This is a genomic window from Pseudomonas migulae, assembly GCF_043225285.1.
Classification (GTDB): Bacteria; Pseudomonadota; Gammaproteobacteria; order Pseudomonadales; family Pseudomonadaceae; genus Aquipseudomonas; species Aquipseudomonas migulae_C.
In genome coordinates this window covers 1369335-1388412 of the sequence record NZ_CP171224.1, presented here as the reverse complement: position 1 = coordinate 1388412, position 19078 = coordinate 1369335, and the positions used below count along the sequence as shown (strand labels likewise).

Sequence of the window (19078 nt, the reverse complement as noted above, 5' to 3'; positions counted from 1 at the left end):
GACTCGGTTCAACTACTGAACCTTGTCTTCCCGCCCACGCAACACTCGGTTCGGCATCACAATCGCCGCTGCCAACCCCAGCAACGACACCGCCGCACTGACCATCAGCAAATGCCGGAAGGTCAGCAACAGTTCAGCACGCAACGCGTTCTGCGCATCCCCCGGCGCGGCGTTCAGGCCATCGAGCAAGACATTCCCCGAATGGCCCTCGGCAATCAGCGTCGAGCCGGCCAGGTGGGCGAAACTCGAGTCCTGCAGCAATGCGAGCAGCAACGCCGACATCAACGCCACGCCCACCGCGCCGCCCAAGGAACGGAACAGGTTGGTGGTGCTGGTGGCGACGCCGATGTCGCGCTGGTCCACCGAATTCTGCGTCCCGACCAGCGACGTCGGGAACTGCATGCCGGAAGCGATCCCGCTCAGCACCATGAACAGACTGCTGAGCACCACGGCCTGGGGCGGGCTGAACGCCATGCCGAGAATCGAGATCGGCATGAGTATGGCGCCGGCCAGGATCATCGGCTTGTAGCGGCCGGTTACTGAAGTCCGGCGTCCGGCGAAATAGGCCCCGATCGGCAAGCCCATTGCCAGTGGCAACAGGTGTAACGCAGCACTGTCCGCCCCGGCGCCGGTGACGCTCTGGAAGCGCAACGGCATCAGCACGATCAGCGAGATCGCCTGGAAGCTGGTGAAGAAAATCGTGCACCAGCACAGGATCGCGTTGCGGTTGGCGAACAGGTGCATTGGCAACAACGGCTCACGCGCACGGCGCTCATGCTGGACGAACAGCGCCAGGACGACCACCGCACAACCCAGCAAACCCAGGACCTCGGCGCTACGCCACGAATGCCCCTGACCGACCTGGGTAATGCCCAGCAGCAGGGCCGTCAGCCCGATGATCATCAGCAGCGTGCCAAGGTAGTCGATGACCGGTTTGCGCTGTGGCACCGGCAAGCCCACCAGCGTGCGATTGGCCACCAGCCACGCGCCGAGGCCCAGCGGCAAGTTGATCAGGAACACCCAGCGCCACGACAGGTATTCGGTCATGTAACCGCCCAATACCGGGCCGGCCACACTGGCCACCGCGTACATGCTGCTGAAATAACCCTGGTAACGACCGCGCTCGCGGGGCGGCACGATGTCGCCGATGATCGCCTGGCTGACCGAAATCATCCCGCCGGCACCAATCCCCTGGATGATCCGCGCCAACACCAGCTGTTCCATGCTTTGCGCCATGCCGCAGAAAAACGAAGCGAGGGTGAACAGGCCCATGCCGAACAGCATCAACTTGCGCCGACCGTAGAGGTCACCCAGCTTGCCGTAGATCGGCACGGCCACGGTCATCGCCACCATGTAGCCGGAAATCACCCAGGCCAGCAGGCTGACATCCTTGAATTGCGCGGAGATGGCGGGCATCGATACAGCGACGATGGTCTGATCCAGCGCCCCGAGAAAGATCGCCAGCATCAGGGCGATCAGCACGCTCCGGATGGCCGGTTTGGGCGTTTCAGGCTGGTTGAGATTGGTCACGGGCAAACCTGCGGGCAGTGAGGGTCCCGCTGAAGCCAAAGGCGAGCGGGGATGCTCGCCAGTGTAAGTCGGTAGGAAGCTATTCGATAGCCTCATAAGGAAGCCCGACGTAATTTTCTGCAATGGTTTTCCGACCCGCCTCGGAGTCGACGAAGTAATCGAGCTCCGACTCGCTGATGCGCTGGCTGAACGCGTCCTGATCGTCAAAGCGGTGCAACATCGACGTCATCCACCAGGAGAATCGCTCGGCTTTCCAGACCCGGCGCAGGCAGATCTCCGAGTACTTCTCGAGCAAATCGACCCGGCCTTCGCGGTAGACCTTCAGCAAAATGTTGAACAGCGTACTGACGTCACTCGCCGCGAGGTTCAGGCCCTTGGCGCCGGTGGGCGGCACGATGTGCGCGGCGTCGCCGACCAGGAACATTCGCCCGAACTGCATCGGCTCGACCACGAAGCTGCGCAACGGCGCGATGCTTTTTTCGATGGACGGCCCGGTCACCAGCGAGTCGGCCAGCGCAGCGGGTAATCGGGACTTGAGTTCATCCCAGAAGCGCTGATCGGACCAATTCTCGACCTGATCCGAGGCGGGCACTTGCAGGTAATAGCGGGTGCGGGTCGCCGAGCGCATGCTGCACAGAGCAAAACCCCGCTCGTGACGGGCATAGACCAGTTCGTCGTGAACCGGCGGGGTGTCGGCAAGAATCCCCAGCCAGCCGAAGGGGTAGACCCGCTCGAACACCTTCAGGCACTCGGCGGGAATCGATTGCCGGGCGACGCCATGGAAGCCGTCGCAGCCGGCAATGTAGTCACAGTCGAGCCGCCAGGTTTCGCCGTCCTTCTCGAACGTCACGAACGCTTCATCGGTTTTCATGCCGTGGGGCACGACGTTGCTGGCTTCATAAATCGTCGGTGCGCCGGCCTCCCGACGAGCGGCCATGAGGTCGCGGGTGACCTCGGTCTGGCCGTAGATCATCACGGTTTTTCCGCCGGTCAACGCCTGCAGATCAATGTGCACCCGGCGTCCGTCGAGGGCCAGTTCGAAGCCGCCATGGACCAATCCTTCGGCGTCCATGCGCTGGCCCACGCCGGCCTGGCGCAGCAGCTCTACCATGCCTTGTTCAAGGACGCCGGCGCGGATACGACCAAGCACATAATCCGGGGTCTGGCGTTCGAGGATGAGGGTGTCGATGCCAGCGATATGCAGCAGTTGGCCGAGCAATAAACCGGAAGGACCGGCGCCGATGATGGCGATTTGGGTTTTCAGCGTTTTCATTGTTCTTATGACTCGCAAGCTCCACGCGACCACGGCCGGTGAATAGTTTTTATGGATCGAGTGCTTGCATTTTTCACTTGCGGGTCTGTCAATTGAAGGTGAAAACTGAGCCGATAGCTGTACATTCTGCCAATCGGTGCGATTATCGCCCGCCACTTCCCGAGGCCTGGATTGAAGTTATGAACAAGCCTGCCCTGCCTTCGATACCGGTGTTCAAGTTGTACGGTGAAAGCCTGGACTGGCCGACCCCGGACTTGCTGCACTGCGAAACCATTTCCAAACGCAGCCGCGAACATCAGTGGGAAATCAAACCCCACCGCCACGCCGATTTATGCCAATTGCTCTTCGTGTTCAAAGGTCAGGCAGAGCTTGAAATCGAAGGCAAACGTACCGAGTTGAGTGAATCGACGATGCTGGTGTTACCGCCGCTGTCGGTGCACGGTTATCGTTTTTCCGAGGATGTCGAAGGGTTCGTCGTGACCTTGGCGGCGCCCCTTGTCGCCCATCTCCAGGCGCAGCTGGGCAACTCGGTGAATGCCCTGGCCCAGGCCGACAGTTATCCGGCCGGCAGCGACGGCGAGTACCTCAACAGTCTGTTTTCCGCGTTGCAGAACGAATACACCGGCCATCAGCCTGCGCGGGAAATGCTCATGCATTCGCTGGTCAGCGTGATCATGGTGTGGGTCAGCCGCCAGGCGCTGCAGCGTCGTTCCGCCAGTCAGCGTCCGCAGCGCGCGCGGGAGTACCTCAACGGATTTATTCAACTGGTGGAGGAGACGTATCGCCAGCACGTCAAGGTCGAGGACCTGGCGCATCGGTTGGGGATCTCGGTGTCGCACCTCAACGGCACCTGCCGTGAATTGGCCGGACAACCGGCGTTGCAGATCATGCACGAACGGCAATTGCTGGAGGCCAAGCGTTTGCTGACCTACACCAGCATGACCATTTACGAAATGTCCGACGTGTTGGGGTTTTCCGATCCGACCAACTTTACGCGCCTGTTCCGACGCCGGGTGGGGATCTCGCCCAAGGCTTTTCGCGACCGCTTGAAGGCCGATCAGGACAACGAGGCCTGATCCGCTTCGCTACCGCAGAGCGTTGAGGGTCGCGTTGTGGGGGATGCAGCGCTCGAAGTTGCAGCTCGCGTAATCACGGGGCAGTTGCCGCAACTGCTCGACGCGCCATGCCGCGGTGCCATACAGCGCAAGCGTGGCGGCGCAGGTGATGAAAATCGCGAGGTATCTTCTTGTTTTGATGTTCATGGCGTTGACCTCTGAACGAATACCCTTGGGTACTGTTTTCAGCATAGGTCAGCGTCAGTGAGTTGCCAGTGTGGCCCGGTATTCAGAACGCTGATGTTCCTACAGGCCCACATCCCACGCCGGTTCTTCCGGAAATCTCTCCACCAGGAAATCCAGCAGGCTGCGCAGCGCTGCCGGCATGTGCTTGCGTGAGGCGTAGACCGCGTAGATGTTCATTTGCCGCGGTTCCGCTTCGGGCAAGAGTCGGATCAGTTCGCCGCTGTGGATGTGCACCCCGGCCTGATAAGTCGGCAGCATCGCCACCCCGGCACCGGCGATCGTCGCGCGCAGCAGCGTGCTGGCTTCATTGGCGCTGATATTGCCCTGTACTGGAATCGAGACGGGTTCGCCGTCCTGCTCGAAATGCCACAGGCTTTTGCCGAAGTAGGAATGGGTCAGGCAATTGTGCTGGCTCAGGTCTTCGACCCGTTGCGGTGCCGGATGCTGGTGCAGGTACGCGGGAGCTGCGCAGACCACCGAACGGCAGACCGTCAGCCGCCGCGCGATGAGGTTCGGGTCCAGGTCACTGCTGGTACGGATCGCCAGGTCGATGCGCTCATCCACCAGATTCACTGTGCGGTCGAGCATCTGCAGCTCGATGCTGACGCCGGGGTAACGCTTGACGTAGGCCGCCACCGCATCCGCCAATTGTGCCTGGCCGAACGAGGTGCTGACGCTGATCCGCAGCAGTCCGCGCGGCGCGTCGTCGGGTTCGCTGACGACGGCCTGCATGTCCGATGACAGCTCAAGCATCTGCCGGCACCGCGGCAGGATTTCGATCCCGGCGGCGGTCAGGCTCAGTTTGCGCGTGGTGCGGTGCATCAGTCGTGCGCCGACCCAGTCTTCCAGCTCCGCCAGATACCGCGAGACCACTGGCCGTGACAGGTCCAGGTGATCGGCGGCGGCTGACTGGCTGCCGAGGTCGACCACCGTGACGAACACCCGCATTGCTTGTAGACGATCCATTATTTGCCCGATTTCAGAAACAAACTATGTCAAAGCATCGCATTTTTTGTAACGAATAAGGCAACTAAGCTCCATCCATCTTCTGTAGGAGCCAGCTTGCTGGCGATGGTTGTTAACGGTGACGCGTAATTCCTGGATAAACGCGGCGTCTCCAAATCCATCGCCAGCAAGCCGGCTCCTACAAAAAGCGTGTATTCAATCATGGAGCAACAGATGACCGGTTTCACTTCCCTCAAGCGCATCCTGCTGGCCACGGCCACCCTCGGCTTCGCGGCCCACGCGGCGGCATCGACGCTGACGCTGGATGTCTACAACCCGGGTGACAAAGCGATCTTCCCGGTGACCTCGGTGCTGGTCAGCGGCGAGAAAGAAGCGATCCTGGTGGACGCGCAGTTCGGCAAATCCCAGGCCGAGCAGGTGGTGGAAAAAATCCGCGCCAGCGGCAAGCAACTGACCACCATCTACATCAGCCACGGTGACCCGGATTACTACTTCGGCCTCGACACCCTGACCACGGCGTTCCCCAACGCCAAAGTGCTCGCCTCGCAACCGACGGTGGATCACATCAAGCACACCGTCGACGGCAAGCTGGCCTTCTGGGGCCCGAAAATGGGCGCCGACGTCCCGGCCAAAACCATCGTGCCGGACGTGCTCAAGGGCGACAGCCTGATCCTCGAAGGGCAGAAACTGCAGGTCGTCGGCCTTGAGGGCAAACAACCGGACCGCACCTTTGTGTGGATCCCGTCGATCAAGGCCGTTGTCGGGGGCGTAGTCGTCGCCGAAAACATCCACGTGTGGATGGCCGATACCCAGACCCCGCAGTCCCACGCCGACTGGTTGGCTACGCTGCACTCCATCGAAACCCTGAAACCGAACACCCTCGTGCCGGGTCACTACCTCGGCAAGAGCGCCCGTTCCCTGGCCGCCGTGCAGTTCACCGCGGCCTACATCAAGGCGTTCGACGAAGAAACCGCCAAGGCCAAAGACTCGGCGGCCTTGATTGCCGCGATGAAAAAACGCTTCCCGACACTCGGCGAAGAAAGCTCGCTGGAGCTGAGCGCCAAAGTCGCCAAGGGCGAGATGAACTGGTAACCCGATCGACTCATTCACACTGATCCACACTGGAGAACGCCATGAGCAACATCGCAATCATCGGTGCCACCGGCCGTGCCGGCAGCCAATTGTTGGAAGAAGCCCTGCGTCGCGGTCATAGCGTCACGGCCATCGCCCGCGATACCTCGAAAATCGGCCAGCGCGCCGGTGTGACCTGCAAGAACGTCGACGCCCTCGATGCGTCCGCATTGCAAGCGGCGGTGGCGGGGCATGATGTGGTGATCAGCGCCGCACATTTCACCACCCTGCCAGCCAGTGCAGTTATCGGTCCGGTGAAAAATGCCGGGGTGAAACGCTTGCTGGTGGTAGGTGGTGCCGGCTCGCTGTTGTTGCCGGACGGCACCCGTGTCATCGACAGCAAGGGATTTCCTGAAGAGTACAAAACCGAGGCCAGCGCCGGTGCGCAGTTTCTGGAGAACCTGCGTCAGGAAAAGGAACTGGACTGGACCTTTCTGTCGCCGTCGGCGGAGTTTGTCGAAGGCGAGCGGACCGGCGCGTTTCGAACTGGCCAAGATGATTTGTTGGTCAGCAGTGCAGGGCGAAGCTGGATTACGTTCGCTGATTATGCGATTGCACTGATTGATGAAACTGAAAAACCTGCACATCAACGTCAACGGTTTACCGTCGGCTACTAAATAGCCGGGGAACATAAAGCACACGTCTTGCAACGAGGCGTGTGTTTTTTATTCTAAAAGCATCAAGAAATAAGTTGGCAGTGGATTTTGATGATGAACTTAAGTCATCGTTAAGCGTCATGCTTTTTAGTGTTTTTTCTGGATGTTAAAAATCCAGGGTCATGTGGTTTTATTTCCTACGTCATTACTTGACTGTTCCGATTGAATGTGGAAATCCGCCCGGTTAGTGTTGCGTTGCATTAATCGTCTCTTTCAAGAATCTTGAATGTTGATGGTTTGTTAATAGGGTTGTGATTTATTTAAATGGAATTTATATGGACATGCATAGGGAACTGGATTTAGATCCCGAATTTGAGGATGTTGCGCTGAGGGCTGTTGAAACCTTAGAGGGGATAGACACCGTTGGAGATGCCGCAAAATATGTGCCGGTACAGTATTTTGGTGTGATGGCCGGTGAAGATGCCCCTGATTATCAGGATGGGACATTTATAGTAAAAAAAAGCAACATCGTTGCCATCAAACGCTACGTCAATTCGAGCCTTCGCTTACCGGTTCATTTGAGCGACGTGGAGCGATTCCTCGGTTACAGGACCGCTCATGTTGCGGGGCTGGAGCCCGCAGACATACAAAAGCTCCACCAAAATATTCATGCACACGCACTTTCCTGGGCGACATTGGAAAAGGACACTAAAACCCTGGGTAGCCAACTTGATAATTTTTCTGACAGATTTTTAGAAACCGGTACAGATCTTGTCGGTCATCTCAAAAATACAGAGGGCTACAAAACCCTAATAGGGACTGTTAATACATTGACTGAGGAGGAAATGGCCAGATTCGCTGACATTCCGCTCAACCGCTCCGATACGACGAGGATTGGCCGTCTGTCTGTGTATTTCGACGTCATGAAAAGCGATATCGAGAGTTTTTATAAAAAAATCCGGGATGTGAAAAAATTAGCAATTGAATTTTCCCGAAAAATAACAGAAGAGCTATTGCCTGCTGTTCACAGCAAATTAGATTACGTTGAAAGATCCGGAGGTGAACTGGACGCCAGAAACCAGGAAATTACCGCTCAATTGCAAGTCCTGGACGAACACATTGCCCAGAAGCAAGATGAATACAGTCGATTGGTAGGATATGCCTTTTCAGGATTAGTATTCGGACCGCTCGGTGTTGTAATCACCGGTGGTATTTTCGGGTCTAAGGCCGAACAGGTCAGGGCCGAGAAAAATGATTTGCTGGATCGTCGGAGCGGGCTGCTGGCAGATATGCACAACGCCAACCTTACTAAACTCCTGAATGATTTGGGAGGACGACTGGTTAATCTGCAAACGCTGATGGTTGACGCTGAAAGAGGTGCGAAGAATCTGGAAGATGTATGGGCGATCATTTGGGTAAATATAGGAGAGTCTGCAGATCGTGCGTCGGAGATCGATAATGTGTTGGATTTAAACAGGTTGATTCTGGATTTACAGGCGGTCATTGGGCCATGGAAAGTCATCAGGGGACATGCGAGTGCATTGACCAAAGTGTTCAATGATGTAGTGGCTTAATTGTTTATATAAATAGTTCAAGGATGAAGTGCTAATGAAAAACTATACGGTTAATAACGCTAACGAGTTTGATTTTCCCGATCGAAAAGTAATGAGAGCCAGTCAGAAACACTTCAATGCGGCGGTGGCTGATGACACCTTTTCGTTTCTGCCTGCGATACAGGAGAAAACACTGTACGCACGCGACCAACTCAATGCCGACGATCAGAAGATAGGCGAGGATATCAAGCGGGTAGTTGTTTCTCTTGGTAACGTCAATTTCGTCTCCGTTCTGACGCGTATTGAAGAGATAAAAAGCATCACGAACGTTCCGCCCAGTGTTTGCTCAGAGAAAATAGAAGAGCTTGTGAAGTACTGCTCTGGAAGGGTTGCCAGTGCCCAAAAACCTTTGAAGAGTGCGGCTGACCACTTACACCAGGTGCTACAGAATCTGGGAGAAATCAGTTTTGCCGAGGAGGGAGTGGACCTCGTCCGAATCGACTCAGCACGGCTGGCTCGCCTTCGTCAAACTGCCGCCGGGCTCACAAGCGATCATGAAAAACTTTTGTTCGAGAAACAAAACATTGATCAGCAACTCGCGCAGTTCAATGCGCCGCACTGGCTGGATATTTTCAAGAAGCAAATCCCCGGTGCCGCCGAAATAGAAGCGATCCTCAAACTCGTGACGACCAAGAAACCGGATCGCGAGTTTCTTGAGTTAGCGCTCAATCGCCTGAATGGCAATCTGGAAGGCATCGAAGAAGGACGACGTTATGCAAACCTTGCGCAAGCGAGGGATGGCGTTCGCAATCGACTTGATGGCGTGAAGTCAGAGTTGGCCGATGTCGAGGCGCAAATCCGTGATCAGTCCCTGAAACTGCAAAAGCTTGAGGCCGTCGGGGCTCTGGACCAGGTGACTGAAAATTGGTTAAGGGAAGCTCAAAAGGTGCTGACAGCCTATGAACATTTTTCAAAAACGGCTCAGCCCCAGTTGATTCGCGACGTCCAGAGCATTCAGGTCATCGCCGGTTACCATGAATCGATGCTCAACTACCTGAAGCAAATCACCTGGCGTTAAAGCCGTTCTGATTTGTCATGACGGTGCGCGGGCCTGGCCCTGCAACCATTCCAGCAACTCACTTAGGGGGCCACTCGGCGCTGGCTTCTGGGGATGAACGATGTAATACGCCAGCCCCGTGCGCACTTTCAGTTCAAAGGGCATCACCAGTCGGCCGGCGCTCAAGTCGTCACCGATCAGTGACCAGTCACCGATGGCGACGCCGGTGCCCTGGGACGCCATCGACATGGCCAGGTCGAGCGTCTCGAAGTGCTGGCCCTTGCCGACATTGCTTAGGTGAACATCCGCACTGGCGAGCCAGGCCTTCCAGTCCCGTTCATCCCGGGTCGGGTGCAGCAGCAGATGACGCTCCAGATCGTCCGGTGTCCGCAGGGGTACCGTACCTTCGAGCAACGGCCGGGAGCAGACCGGCGTCAGTTGCTCGTCAAACAGATGGTGGCTGACCAGTGCACTGTCCGGCGGCGCGCCGTACATCACCGCCGCATCGAATTGCTCGCGATGGAAATCCACACCGTGCTTGACCGTGGTGGTCAACTCCACCGGCACGTCCGGACGCTCCCGTTGCCACTGCAGCAGGCGCGGTAACAGCCAGCGCATCACACAGGTCGGCGCCTTGAGTTGCAGGGTTTCGCGCTTCTCGCCGATCTGCTCCACGGCCTCGTCGATCAAGCCGAAAATCTGCTGCACCCGAGGCAGCCATTCCCGACCTTCCGCCGTCAAATCCAGGCCGCGTGCCTGGCGAATGAACAGCTCATAACCCAGATGTTCTTCCAGCCCGGCGATCTGTCGACTCACCGCGCCCTGGGTGATGAACAGCTGTTCGGCCGCGCGGGTGAAGTTGCAGCACTGCGCGGTAATCAGAAAAGTGTGCAGCGCCGGCAGGGGAGGCAATCGTTTCATTGGGATCCAAGGTATGACGTGAGGACATGGCTAGTATGACTTTTTATCCATTGTTGCGGCTATGTGTCGCCCGTTCCAATGAGGCCATCCCTGGACCTGCCCACTCATCATAAACACTGCGCAGGCCCGGCGTCTCAATCGAACAAAAAGGGCAAAAGACATGGCGACGTGCGGCGAAGTATTGGTCAAGTTACTCGAAGATTATGGCGTCGAGCAGGTGTTCGGCATCCCCGGGGTTCACACCGTGGAGCTGTATCGCGGGCTGGCCCGTTCGAGCATCAACCACGTCACCCCGCGTCACGAACAGGGCGCCGGTTTCATGGCTGACGGTTATGCGCGCACCAGCGGCAAGCCGGGTGTGTGCTTCATTATCACTGGCCCGGGCATGACCAACATCACCACCGCCATGGGCCAGGCTTACGCCGACTCGATCCCGATGCTGGTGATCTCCAGCGTACAGACGCGCAACCAGTTGGGCGGCGGTCGCGGCAAGCTCCACGAGCTGCCGAACCAGAGCGCCCTGGTCGGCGGCGTGGCGGCGTTCTCCCACACCTTGATGTCGGCGTCGGAATTGCCGGGTGTATTGGCTCGTGCTTTCGCGTTGTTCCAGGCCGGTCGCCCGCGTCCTGTTCACATCGAAATTCCACTGGACGTTCTGGTCGAAGAAGCCGATGACCTGCTCAGCAGCCTGCCGGTCAACATCGACCGCGCCGGTGCTTCGCCAAGCGCGATCAGCCGCATGACCGAACTGCTCGCCGGCGCCAAGCGCCCGCTGATTCTCGCTGGCGGCGGTGCCATCGATGCCGCTGCTGAATTGACTGAACTGGCTGAACTGTTGGACGCGCCGGTCGCGCTGACCATCAACGCCAAAGGCATGCTCGAATCCAACCATCCGCTGCTGATCGGTTCGACCCAAAGCCTGGTCGCCACCCGCGCCCTGGTGGCCGAGGCTGATGTGGTGCTGGCCATCGGCACCGAGCTGGCCGAGACCGATTACGACGTCACGTTCGCCGGCGGTTTCGAGATTCCCGGCAAACTGCTGCGCATTGATATCGACCCGGATCAAACCGTACGCAATTACCCGCCGCACGTGGCACTGGTCGCCGACTCGCGCAACGCCGCGCAAGCCTTGCTGAGCGCGCTGTCGCATAAATCGCTGGCCGAGCGCCGCAACGATTGGGGCCAGGTCCGTGCCGCCCGTTTGCGCGAAGACCTCGCCGCCACCTGGGACGCGCCGACCCTGGCCCAGACCCGCTTCCTCGAGACCGTCCTGCACGAGTTGCCAGAAGCGGTGTTCGTCGGCGATTCGACCCAACCGGTGTACACCGGCAACCTGACCTTCAACCCGGAACGTCCGCGTCGCTGGTTCAACTCGTCCACCGGTTACGGCACCCTCGGTTACGCCTTGCCGGCGGCGATTGGCGCCTGGCTTGGCGGCAACGTTGAAAAGGGCACGCGCCCTCCGGTGGTGTGCCTGATCGGCGACGGCGGCCTGCAATTCACCCTGCCGGAACTGGCCAGCGCCGTGGAAGCGCGCACACCGGTGATCGTCCTGCTGTGGAATAACCAGGGTTACGAAGAGATCAAGAAGTACATGGTCAACCGCGCCATCGAGCCGGTGGGCGTGGACATCTACACCCCGGACTTCATCGGTGTCGCCAAGGCGCTGGGCTGTGCGGCCGAAGCGGTCGCGGGGGTCGAGCAACTGCGCGGCGCATTGCGCTCCGCGGCCGATCGCCAGGGCCCGACCCTGATTGAAATCGATCAGACCCAGTGGATGAAGGCGGTGTCGAAATGACGTTCCCTACCACCCTTGACGGTCTGTTCATCGACGGCAAATGGTCGGCGGGCAGCGAACACCTGCGCGTGATCAACCCGGCCACCGAAGCGCTGCTGACCACCGTGAACGGCGGCGATGCACACGCCGTCGACCAAGCGGTGAACGCAGCGACCGAAGCCTTCAAGGCCTGGTCGCAAACCACCGGCGCCGAGCGTGGCGCGATCCTGCGCAAGATTGCTGCGGGCGTGCAGGCGGGTCGCGATCAGTTGATGCACTTGCAGTCGAGCAACAACGGCAAGCCGCTGTTCGAAGCGGCCATCGACGTCGATGACGTGATCGCCACCTTCGAGTACTACGCCGGTCTGGCTGAGGGCCTCGATGCTAAACAAGACAGCAACGTCGAGCTGCCCACCGACGACTTCAGCGCCCGTGTGCGCCGTGAGCCATGCGGTGTGGTCGGCCTGATCGTGCCGTGGAATTTTCCGATGGTCACCACCGCGTGGAAACTCGCCCCGGCCCTGGCCGCCGGTTGCTGCGTGGTGCTCAAGCCGTCCGAAGTGACGCCACTGCCGGAGCTGGAACTGGCCGCGATCATCGCCGACGCTGGCCTGCCCAACGGCGTGTTCAACGTGGTCTGCGGCACCGGCCTCGCCGTTGGCGCGCCGATGTCGGCGGACCCGCGCATCGCCAAGATTTCCTTCACCGGCAGCAACGCAGTCGGTGTGCAAGTAATGCAACGCGCGGCAGAAACCGTGAAGGGCGTGAGCCTGGAGCTGGGCGGCAAATCCTCGCTGCTGGTGCTGGCCGATGCCGACATCGAACTGGCCGTGGAAGTGGCCTGTGGCGGCGGTTTTTTCAACGCCGGGCAAATGTGTTCCGCCACCAGTCGCGTGCTGATCGCCGATGAACTGGCTGACGAATTCCTCCTGCGCCTGAAGGCGCGCGCCGAAGCCATCCGCGTGGCCGACCCGTTCGACCCGAATGTGGAAATGGGCGCGCTGGTCAATCAGGCGCAATACCAGCGCGTGCTCGGTCACATCGATCGCGGTCTGAGTGCCGGCGCCAAGCTGATGTGCGGCGGCAATCGCCCGGCGGATTTGCCGCGCGGGTATTTTTTGCAGCCGACAATTTTCACCGAAGTGCCCCTCGACAGTGCGCTGTGGTGTGAAGAGATTTTCGGCCCGGTGATCTGCGTACGCAGTTTCGCCTCGGAAGCCGAAGCGATTGCCCTGGCCAACGACAGCCAGTTCGGTCTGGTCGCCAGCGTCGTCACGCGTGACGCCGAGGCCGCCGATCGGGTCGCCAACGCTTTGCAGGCGGGGCTTGTGTGGATCAACGCGCCGCAAGTGATCTTCCCGCAGACCGCTTGGGGTGGTTACAAGCAGAGCAGCATCGGCCGCGAATTGGGGCCGTGGGGCTTGCAGGCTTTTCAGGAAATCAAACACGTGATTCGGGCCGTCTGACGCGTATTACTGTAGGAGCGAGCCTGCTCGCGATGGACTTCAACGATAACGCGGGGAGTCAGACAGCCCGCGTCGTTCATGCACTTTTCGCGAGCAGGCTCGCTCCTACATGAGGCATGCACGGATGTCATGGCTTCGATGAGTTTTTATCGATAGTCAGGTGTTTTACGCAACCTCAGGATGAACTCACTGGCTCAGCCAAACCCCCGAAAATACGAGGGATAACGCTGGTCCGGGTACGCGGATGCAACAGTTTCGACCTGCCTTATACCTACAAAAACAAAGGGAGTCCGTAATGGGCGAGCATGATCTGAACAGACGTCAATTCATCAAGACCGTGGGCGTGGCCTCGGTTGCCGCGGCAGCCATGAGCATGCCGTTCATCAAAGCCAACGCCAGCGATACCCGCTTTCAAGGCAAGACCCTGCGCCTGCTGACCTGGTCCGACGACACCGGCCTGGCGGCACTGCGCAACATCGCGGCAACCTTTGAAGACAAGTACGGCTGCAAGGTCATCGCCGACCGCACCGGCAGTACCTCGGAAATGGTCGCCAAACTGAAGGCCGGCGGTGATCGTCCGCAGTACGACATCATCACCCTGGCCGGCGTCGGCGCCGAAGGTCTGGCCGCCGCCAACCTCCTGGAAAAACCCGACCTCAACCGCATTCCCAACCTGGTGGATGTCCCGGAGAAATACCGCACCGGCGCCAATGGCCACGGCATCGGTTACCTGCTCTGGTGCAACAGCCTGGTCTACAGCACCCGCACCATCAAGGAAGCACCGGACAGCTACGCCGCCCTGTGGGATGCCGAGCTGTCGCCGAACATCTTCCTGCCGCCGCCGAACTGGACCGAGGCCATGGACCTGATCATCATCGCCGCCAAACTGGCCGGTGGTGACGAGCACAACATCGAACCGGGCTTCAAGAAACTCGCCGAGCTGAAAGATCGCGTGGTGACCCTGGGTGAAAACCCGAACCAGATCGCCGAGCTGTTCCGCACCGGTTCCCTGGACATGGGCGGCCTGTACGCGCCGGCCTTCTTCCCGAAACAGATCCGCGATCCGGCCTATGGCCTGGGCGCCACGTTCGGCATGAAGGAAGGGTTCTACACCGACCTGATGCTGTCGGTGATGCCGAAGAATCGTCCGGGCGATACCGACCTGGCCTACGCCTTCATCAACCACTCCCTCGACCCGCTGGTGCAGGGCAAGATGGCTGAAGACATCTACAACGGCCCGGTCAACGCCAAGGCGATCATCTCCGCCGAAGCGCGCAAGAGCCCGTACATCCTCACGCCGGAGCAGATTGCCGAGAAGGCGATCATGCACGACAACGCCTTCCTGGCCTCCGTGCATGACCAATGGATTCGTCGCTACACGGAAATCTTTTCTTCCTGATCGAGTGGCGAACACAGGGTCTTCATTACTGAAGATCCCCTGTGGGAGCGAGCCTGCTCGCGATAGCTGACTGACATTCACCGTTAATGTCGACTGATACACCGCTATCGCGAGCAGGCTCACTCCTACAAGGGACCGGGGTGGCCTGAGATCACTGTGTACGCCAGCTGCTTTCCATTGACGAGACCTTTGCTATGGAACACCAACCTTTGACCCATTCGGTCAGCGCCGTTGAATCGCGCCCGAGTCGGGGTGTTTCGCCGACGGCCCGTGCCTGGTTTTTCCTCACGCCGTCGATGCTGTTTCTGGGTGTGCTGATTGCCGCCAGCCTGCTGGTGCTGCGCATGAGCGTGGGCACCAAAGGCGCGGAATGGACCGGGTTCAGCCTGGCCAGCTACGCCCAATTGCTCGAACCCTATTACCTCAAATCCTTGCTGCTGACCCTGCGCCTGGCCCTGATCAGCGCAGTGATCGCCGTGGTACTGGCGATCCCGGTGGCTTACACCATGTCGCGCCTGACTTCACCGTTCGTACGACGGATCTTCCTCGCGGCGGTGCTGTTGCCGTTGCTGGTCAACCTGCTGCTGCAAAGCTATGGCTGGCTGGTGATTCTCGGCCCGGGCGGGATGCTCAATCAGGCGCTGATGGGCCTGGGCCTGATCAAGCGTCCGATCATGCTGCTGTACAACCAGAACGGCGTGTTGATGGGCCTGGTGCAAACCGCGTTCCCGTTGGCCGTGCTGCCGATTGCCAGCGCCATGCGCGGCGTCGCCCGCACTTACGAAGAGGCCGCCGCCACGCTGGGCGCCAGTCGCTTTCAGGTGTTCCGCCAGGTGGTTCTGCCGATGAGTTTTCCGGGGATCATTACCGGCGCGACGCTGGTGTTCGCCTACAACGCCAGCAGCTTCGTGGTGCCCTTGCTGCTCGGTGGCCGCCGTGTGCCAATGCTCGCGGTGATGGTCCATGACCAGATCGCCCCGCTGATGAACTGGCCCGCCGCGTCCGCCGCCGGTGTGGTGCTGATTGTTACCACGCTCGCGATCATGACCTTGTCCGAATACATCACTGGCCGTCGTCGGCGCATGCTGGAGGCTTCGCAATGAGCTCTGTGATCAAGAAGCGTTATTCGCTGCTGCCAGGCGAAACCGGCAAGTTTGCCGGCATCCTCTCGGGCTTCATTCTGTTGCTGGCGGTGCTGCCGATCCTGACCATGATCGTCATGTCGTTCAGCGGTGCGTCGAACCTCGACTTCCCGCCGAGCAGCTACAGCCTGCAATGGTACAAGGCCGCCTGGCACACCTTCGTCTCGCCGGATGCGAGCGATGTGTTGAGCCTCGGCAAAGCCATGACCACCAGCCTGATGGTGTCATGCCTGACCATGGTGTTCGCCACGATCATCGCGGTACCGGCGGCTTATGCGCTGACCCGTTGCGAGTTCCGCGGCAAGGCCGTGGCGCTGCAACTGATGTCGCTGCCGTTGGTGTTCCCGATGGTGGTATTGGGCCTGGCGTTGCTGCTGGTGTTCGACAGCCTGCCGTTCCAGATGACCACCTCGCGCCTGGTGATTGCCCACGTGATCCTGGCGTTGCCGTTCGTGGTGAAAAACTGCACCGCGGCGATGTTGTCGATCGGCAGCGAAGTTGAAGAGGCCGCGCAGATGCTCGGTGCTTCGCCAACGCGGGCGATCATCGATGTGGTGGTGCCGCTGATGAAGTCGGGGATTCTGGCGGGGATGCTGCTGGCGTTCATCGTCTCGTTCAACGAATTCACCGTGACCTATTTCCTCTACACCATCGATGTGATGACCGTGCCGATCTGGATGTACAGCCGCACCGTGTCGTCCCTCGACCCTACCGTTTTCTCGTTTGCCGTGCTGATCGTGCTGATCGACTTCGTGCTCATTTGGGCGCTGGAAAAGTTGGTTGGCGAAGGCGGCGTTTCGTTCTGATTTCTTGAGGTGATTTATGTCTGGTCTGATTCTGGAAAACGTCGAGAAACATTACGGCTCGGCCTGCGCGGTAAAGGATGTGAACCTGCATTTGCCGGAAGGCAAGCTGGTGTGTTTTCTCGGCCCGTCCGGCTGCGGTAAAACCACCTTGCTGCGGATGATCGCCGGGCTCGAAACCCTGACCGGCGGCGAGATTCGCCTGGACGGTGAAGACATCGGCCACACCCCGGCGCATCTGCGTAATTTCGGCATGGTGTTTCAATCCCTGGCGCTGTTCCCGCACATGACGGTGGGGGAGAACATCGCCTATCCACTGAAACTGCGTGGGGTCAGCAAAGCCGATCAGCAGGCGCGGGTCGTGGAGTTGCTGGAACTGATTCAGCTCAGTGAAATGATCGATCGTCCGGTGGCCAAACTCTCGGGCGGTCAACGCCAGCGCGTGGCGATTGCCCGGGCGATCGCCAACCACCCGAAAATCCTCCTGCTGGACGAGCCGCTGTCGGCGCTGGACGCCAAGCTGCGCGAGTCGATGCAGGTGGAAATCCGTCAGCTGCAACAACGCCTGAACATCACCACCATCATGGTGACCCACGATCAGCGTGAAGCCATGACCATGGCCGATATCGTCGTGGTACTGGGCGAACATCGCGTGCAGCAAGTGGGCACGCCGATCGAGATTTACCGCCATCCGGCCAACGAGTTCGTCGCCGACTTCATCGGTTCGGGCAACATCTTCCCGGCCACCGCGCTGGGCAACGGCAAGGTTGGCTTGCCCGGTGGCGACGCGCTGGAAGTGCCGATCTGCAGCAGCATCGTGGTCGGCGAGAAAGTGAAAATGCTGATCCGTCCCGAGGACCTGCAACTCTCGCATCCGCAGGCGACGGCGGGGAACCGCTTGCTGGGCAAGGTGACGTTCGTGCGGGACATCGGCGCGACGATCGAGACGACTGTGGAGTGTTCCGGGGTGTCGTTCACCGCGCTGAGCACGCCGTGCCAGGGGTTTGGGTTGAGCATCGGTAATCCGGTGTCGGTGACCCTTCCGGCTGAGGCTTGCCGGGTGCTCGGCGCCTGATCCGGATTTGATGGGGATTTTGCTGGCCCAATCGCGAGCAGGCTCGCTCCCACAGGGGGTTGGTGTACACCAATCCAATGTGGGAGCGAGCCTGCTCGCGATGAGGCCGGTACTTGCTCCGCAAAAATCGGATCAGACCGTCAACCGCAACCGCGCCAAATCCCTTAACGGCGGCGCGCCGAACAACCGGCTGTACTCGCGGCTGAACTGCGACGGGCTTTCATACCCGACGCGATACCCCGCCGCCGAGGCTTCCAGCCCTTCGGCCAGCATCAAGCGCCGCGCTTCCTGCAACCTCAGCTGCTTCTGATACTGCAACGGACTCATCGCCGTCATCGCCTTGAACCGGTGATGCAGGGTCGACACGCTCAGGTTCACTTCCTTCGCCAGATCATCGATGCGCAATGGCTGCTCATAGTTGCCGTTGAGCCATTTGATCGCCTGGCTGATGCGGTGGCTCTGGCTGTTGGCGATAGCGATCTCGTACAGCCGATGACCCTGCTGGCTGCGCAGCAACCGATAGAGAATCTCCCGGCGAATCAGCGGCGCGAGCATGGCGATGTCTTTCGGCGTGTCCAGCAAGCGCGCCAGGCGCAGCACCGCGTCGAGCATCGCCGTGTCGATCCGCTCGACATACAAGCCGCGACCGGTCGGGCGGGTCGGTACGCCGAGGGGCCCGGCGTCGGCAATCAGCGCAGTGATTTCCGCCGGATCGATGTCCAGCCGTACCGCAAGGATCGGTTCGTCGGAGGTCACATTCACCACGCGCCCGCTCAACGGCATCGAGACCGAGACCACCAGGTAATTCAGCGGGTCGTAATTGAAGTACTCGTCGGCCAGCCGAACCTCTTTACGCCCCTGGGCCATGATGCACAGCGCCGGTTGCGCGAGTACCGGAGCGAAGTCATGGGACTTGCTGTGGCGCGACATGAACAGCGAGTCGACGGCTGTCGCGTAATTGCCATCCTCCTGCGTGTTGCGGCGGATGATGGCCGCCAGTTCCGCGCGCTGTTTCTCCATGTCGGCGTCCAGCGGGGCTTGAAAGTGATCGAGTGACGACATGCAGGGCATCCTCGGCGAAACGGTGG

The 19078-nt window shown here is 59.6% G+C and carries 17 protein-coding genes; 11 read left to right on the top strand and 6 right to left on the bottom strand.

Annotated elements, in window-relative coordinates; translation table 11 throughout:
* Positions 1 to 12: 12 nt before the first annotated feature.
* Together ACF6ZU_RS06425 and pobA are read right to left on the bottom strand one after the other, a co-directional pair.
* Entirely contained in the window at positions 13 to 1530 is a 1518-nt protein-coding gene (locus ACF6ZU_RS06425) for an MDR family MFS transporter (RefSeq protein WP_392891015.1), read from the bottom strand.
* A gap of 79 nt (positions 1531 to 1609) precedes the next feature.
* A complete protein-coding gene (pobA, locus tag ACF6ZU_RS06420) occupies positions 1610 to 2794 on the bottom strand; it encodes a 4-hydroxybenzoate 3-monooxygenase (protein ID WP_392893721.1) in 1185 nt (394 codons plus the stop codon).
* A 188-nt stretch (positions 2795 to 2982) separates the two neighbouring features.
* On the opposite strand from pobA, the gene ACF6ZU_RS06415 reads away from it, so the two are divergent.
* Positions 2983 to 3879, top strand: a complete 897-nt coding sequence (locus tag ACF6ZU_RS06415) for a helix-turn-helix domain-containing protein (protein WP_392891014.1) — start codon at positions 2983 to 2985, stop codon at positions 3877 to 3879.
* A gap of 9 nt (positions 3880 to 3888) precedes the next feature.
* Here the strand turns inward: ACF6ZU_RS06415 and ACF6ZU_RS06410 are convergent, their stop codons facing one another.
* Both ACF6ZU_RS06410 and ACF6ZU_RS06405 read right to left on the bottom strand, forming a co-directional pair.
* A complete protein-coding gene (locus tag ACF6ZU_RS06410) occupies positions 3889 to 4065 on the bottom strand; it encodes a hypothetical protein (RefSeq protein ID WP_167362940.1) in 177 nt (58 codons plus the stop codon).
* A gap of 99 nt (positions 4066 to 4164) precedes the next feature.
* Positions 4165 to 5070, bottom strand: a complete 906-nt coding sequence (locus ACF6ZU_RS06405) for a LysR family transcriptional regulator (RefSeq protein ID WP_392891013.1) — start codon at positions 5068 to 5070, stop codon at positions 4165 to 4167.
* 213 nt (positions 5071 to 5283) lie between these two features.
* Here ACF6ZU_RS06405 and ACF6ZU_RS06400 point away from each other — a divergent pair, with 213 nt between their 5' ends.
* From ACF6ZU_RS06400 to ACF6ZU_RS06385, 4 genes are all read left to right on the top strand, one after another.
* Positions 5284 to 6162, top strand: a complete 879-nt coding sequence (locus tag ACF6ZU_RS06400) for an MBL fold metallo-hydrolase (protein ID WP_392891012.1) — start codon at positions 5284 to 5286, stop codon at positions 6160 to 6162.
* Positions 6163 to 6203: 41 nt separating this feature from the next.
* The gene (locus tag ACF6ZU_RS06395) at positions 6204 to 6818 is read left to right on the top strand and encodes an NAD(P)-dependent oxidoreductase (RefSeq protein ID WP_392891011.1); all 615 of its coding nucleotides are present in this window, start codon (positions 6204 to 6206) and stop codon (positions 6816 to 6818) included.
* 314 nt (positions 6819 to 7132) lie between these two features.
* A complete protein-coding gene (locus ACF6ZU_RS06390) occupies positions 7133 to 8371 on the top strand; it encodes an alpha-xenorhabdolysin family binary toxin subunit A (protein ID WP_392891010.1) in 1239 nt (412 codons plus the stop codon).
* A 34-nt stretch (positions 8372 to 8405) separates the two neighbouring features.
* Positions 8406 to 9428 carry an alpha-xenorhabdolysin family binary toxin subunit B gene (locus ACF6ZU_RS06385; RefSeq protein ID WP_392891009.1) on the top strand — a complete coding sequence of 341 codons (1023 nt, stop codon included), beginning with the start codon at positions 8406 to 8408 and terminating at the stop codon, positions 9426 to 9428.
* A 15-nt stretch (positions 9429 to 9443) separates the two neighbouring features.
* On the opposite strand, the gene ACF6ZU_RS06380 is transcribed toward ACF6ZU_RS06385, so the two are convergent.
* Positions 9444 to 10328, bottom strand: coding sequence for a LysR substrate-binding domain-containing protein (locus tag ACF6ZU_RS06380; protein WP_392891008.1), 885 nt, complete (start codon positions 10326 to 10328; stop codon positions 9444 to 9446).
* A gap of 160 nt (positions 10329 to 10488) precedes the next feature.
* Between ACF6ZU_RS06380 and ACF6ZU_RS06375 the strand changes: the two genes are divergently transcribed.
* From ACF6ZU_RS06375 to ACF6ZU_RS06350, 6 genes are all read left to right on the top strand, one after another.
* The gene (locus ACF6ZU_RS06375) at positions 10489 to 12126 is read left to right on the top strand and encodes a 5-guanidino-2-oxopentanoate decarboxylase (protein ID WP_392891007.1); all 1638 of its coding nucleotides are present in this window, start codon (positions 10489 to 10491) and stop codon (positions 12124 to 12126) included.
* Positions 12123 to 13571 (top strand): aldehyde dehydrogenase family protein, encoded by a 1449-nt coding sequence (locus ACF6ZU_RS06370; RefSeq protein WP_392891006.1) that lies wholly within the window; start codon positions 12123 to 12125, stop codon positions 13569 to 13571. Before ACF6ZU_RS06375 ends, ACF6ZU_RS06370 begins: the two co-directional genes overlap by 4 nt.
* A 295-nt stretch (positions 13572 to 13866) precedes the next feature.
* On the top strand, positions 13867 to 14970 hold the full coding sequence (locus tag ACF6ZU_RS06365; RefSeq protein ID WP_392891005.1) for an ABC transporter substrate-binding protein: 1104 nt from the start codon (positions 13867 to 13869) through the stop codon (positions 14968 to 14970).
* A gap of 194 nt (positions 14971 to 15164) precedes the next feature.
* Positions 15165 to 16073, top strand: a complete 909-nt coding sequence (locus tag ACF6ZU_RS06360; protein WP_392891004.1) for an ABC transporter permease — start codon at positions 15165 to 15167, stop codon at positions 16071 to 16073.
* Positions 16070 to 16918, top strand: a complete 849-nt coding sequence (locus tag ACF6ZU_RS06355) for an ABC transporter permease (RefSeq protein WP_008034315.1) — start codon at positions 16070 to 16072, stop codon at positions 16916 to 16918. Before ACF6ZU_RS06360 ends, ACF6ZU_RS06355 begins: the two co-directional genes overlap by 4 nt.
* A gap of 16 nt (positions 16919 to 16934) precedes the next feature.
* Complete coding sequence (locus tag ACF6ZU_RS06350; protein WP_392891003.1) at positions 16935 to 17990, top strand: ABC transporter ATP-binding protein; 1056 nt, start codon at positions 16935 to 16937, stop codon at positions 17988 to 17990.
* A 132-nt stretch (positions 17991 to 18122) separates the two neighbouring features.
* Here the strand turns inward: ACF6ZU_RS06350 and ACF6ZU_RS06345 are convergent, their stop codons facing one another.
* Positions 18123 to 19052 carry an AraC family transcriptional regulator N-terminal domain-containing protein gene (locus ACF6ZU_RS06345; RefSeq protein WP_392891002.1) on the bottom strand — a complete coding sequence of 310 codons (930 nt, stop codon included), beginning with the start codon at positions 19050 to 19052 and terminating at the stop codon, positions 18123 to 18125.
* Between the last annotated feature and the right edge of the window lie 26 nt (positions 19053 to 19078).

What these genes read in the sequence shown, in the direction of transcription:
- ACF6ZU_RS06415 (WP_392891014.1), top strand. Translation starts at nt 2,983, where the DNA reads ATGAACAAGCCTGCCCTGCCTTCGATACCGGTGTTCAAGTTGTACGGT.
- ACF6ZU_RS06410 (WP_167362940.1), bottom strand. Translation starts at nt 4,065, where the DNA reads ATGAACATCAAAACAAGAAGATACCTCGCGATTTTCATCACCTGCGCC.
- ACF6ZU_RS06405 (WP_392891013.1), bottom strand. Translation starts at nt 5,070, where the DNA reads ATGGATCGTCTACAAGCAATGCGGGTGTTCGTCACGGTGGTCGACCTC.
- ACF6ZU_RS06400 (WP_392891012.1), top strand. Translation starts at nt 5,284, where the DNA reads ATGACCGGTTTCACTTCCCTCAAGCGCATCCTGCTGGCCACGGCCACC.
- ACF6ZU_RS06395 (WP_392891011.1), top strand. Translation starts at nt 6,204, where the DNA reads ATGAGCAACATCGCAATCATCGGTGCCACCGGCCGTGCCGGCAGCCAA.
- ACF6ZU_RS06390 (WP_392891010.1), top strand. Translation starts at nt 7,133, where the DNA reads ATGGACATGCATAGGGAACTGGATTTAGATCCCGAATTTGAGGATGTT.
- ACF6ZU_RS06385 (WP_392891009.1), top strand. Translation starts at nt 8,406, where the DNA reads ATGAAAAACTATACGGTTAATAACGCTAACGAGTTTGATTTTCCCGAT.
- ACF6ZU_RS06380 (WP_392891008.1), bottom strand. Translation starts at nt 10,328, where the DNA reads ATGAAACGATTGCCTCCCCTGCCGGCGCTGCACACTTTTCTGATTACC.
- ACF6ZU_RS06375 (WP_392891007.1), top strand. Translation starts at nt 10,489, where the DNA reads ATGGCGACGTGCGGCGAAGTATTGGTCAAGTTACTCGAAGATTATGGC.
- ACF6ZU_RS06370 (WP_392891006.1), top strand. Translation starts at nt 12,123, where the DNA reads ATGACGTTCCCTACCACCCTTGACGGTCTGTTCATCGACGGCAAATGG.
- ACF6ZU_RS06365 (WP_392891005.1), top strand. Translation starts at nt 13,867, where the DNA reads ATGGGCGAGCATGATCTGAACAGACGTCAATTCATCAAGACCGTGGGC.
- ACF6ZU_RS06360 (WP_392891004.1), top strand. Translation starts at nt 15,165, where the DNA reads ATGGAACACCAACCTTTGACCCATTCGGTCAGCGCCGTTGAATCGCGC.
- ACF6ZU_RS06355 (WP_008034315.1), top strand. Translation starts at nt 16,070, where the DNA reads ATGAGCTCTGTGATCAAGAAGCGTTATTCGCTGCTGCCAGGCGAAACC.
- ACF6ZU_RS06350 (WP_392891003.1), top strand. Translation starts at nt 16,935, where the DNA reads ATGTCTGGTCTGATTCTGGAAAACGTCGAGAAACATTACGGCTCGGCC.
- ACF6ZU_RS06345 (WP_392891002.1), bottom strand. Translation starts at nt 19,052, where the DNA reads ATGTCGTCACTCGATCACTTTCAAGCCCCGCTGGACGCCGACATGGAG.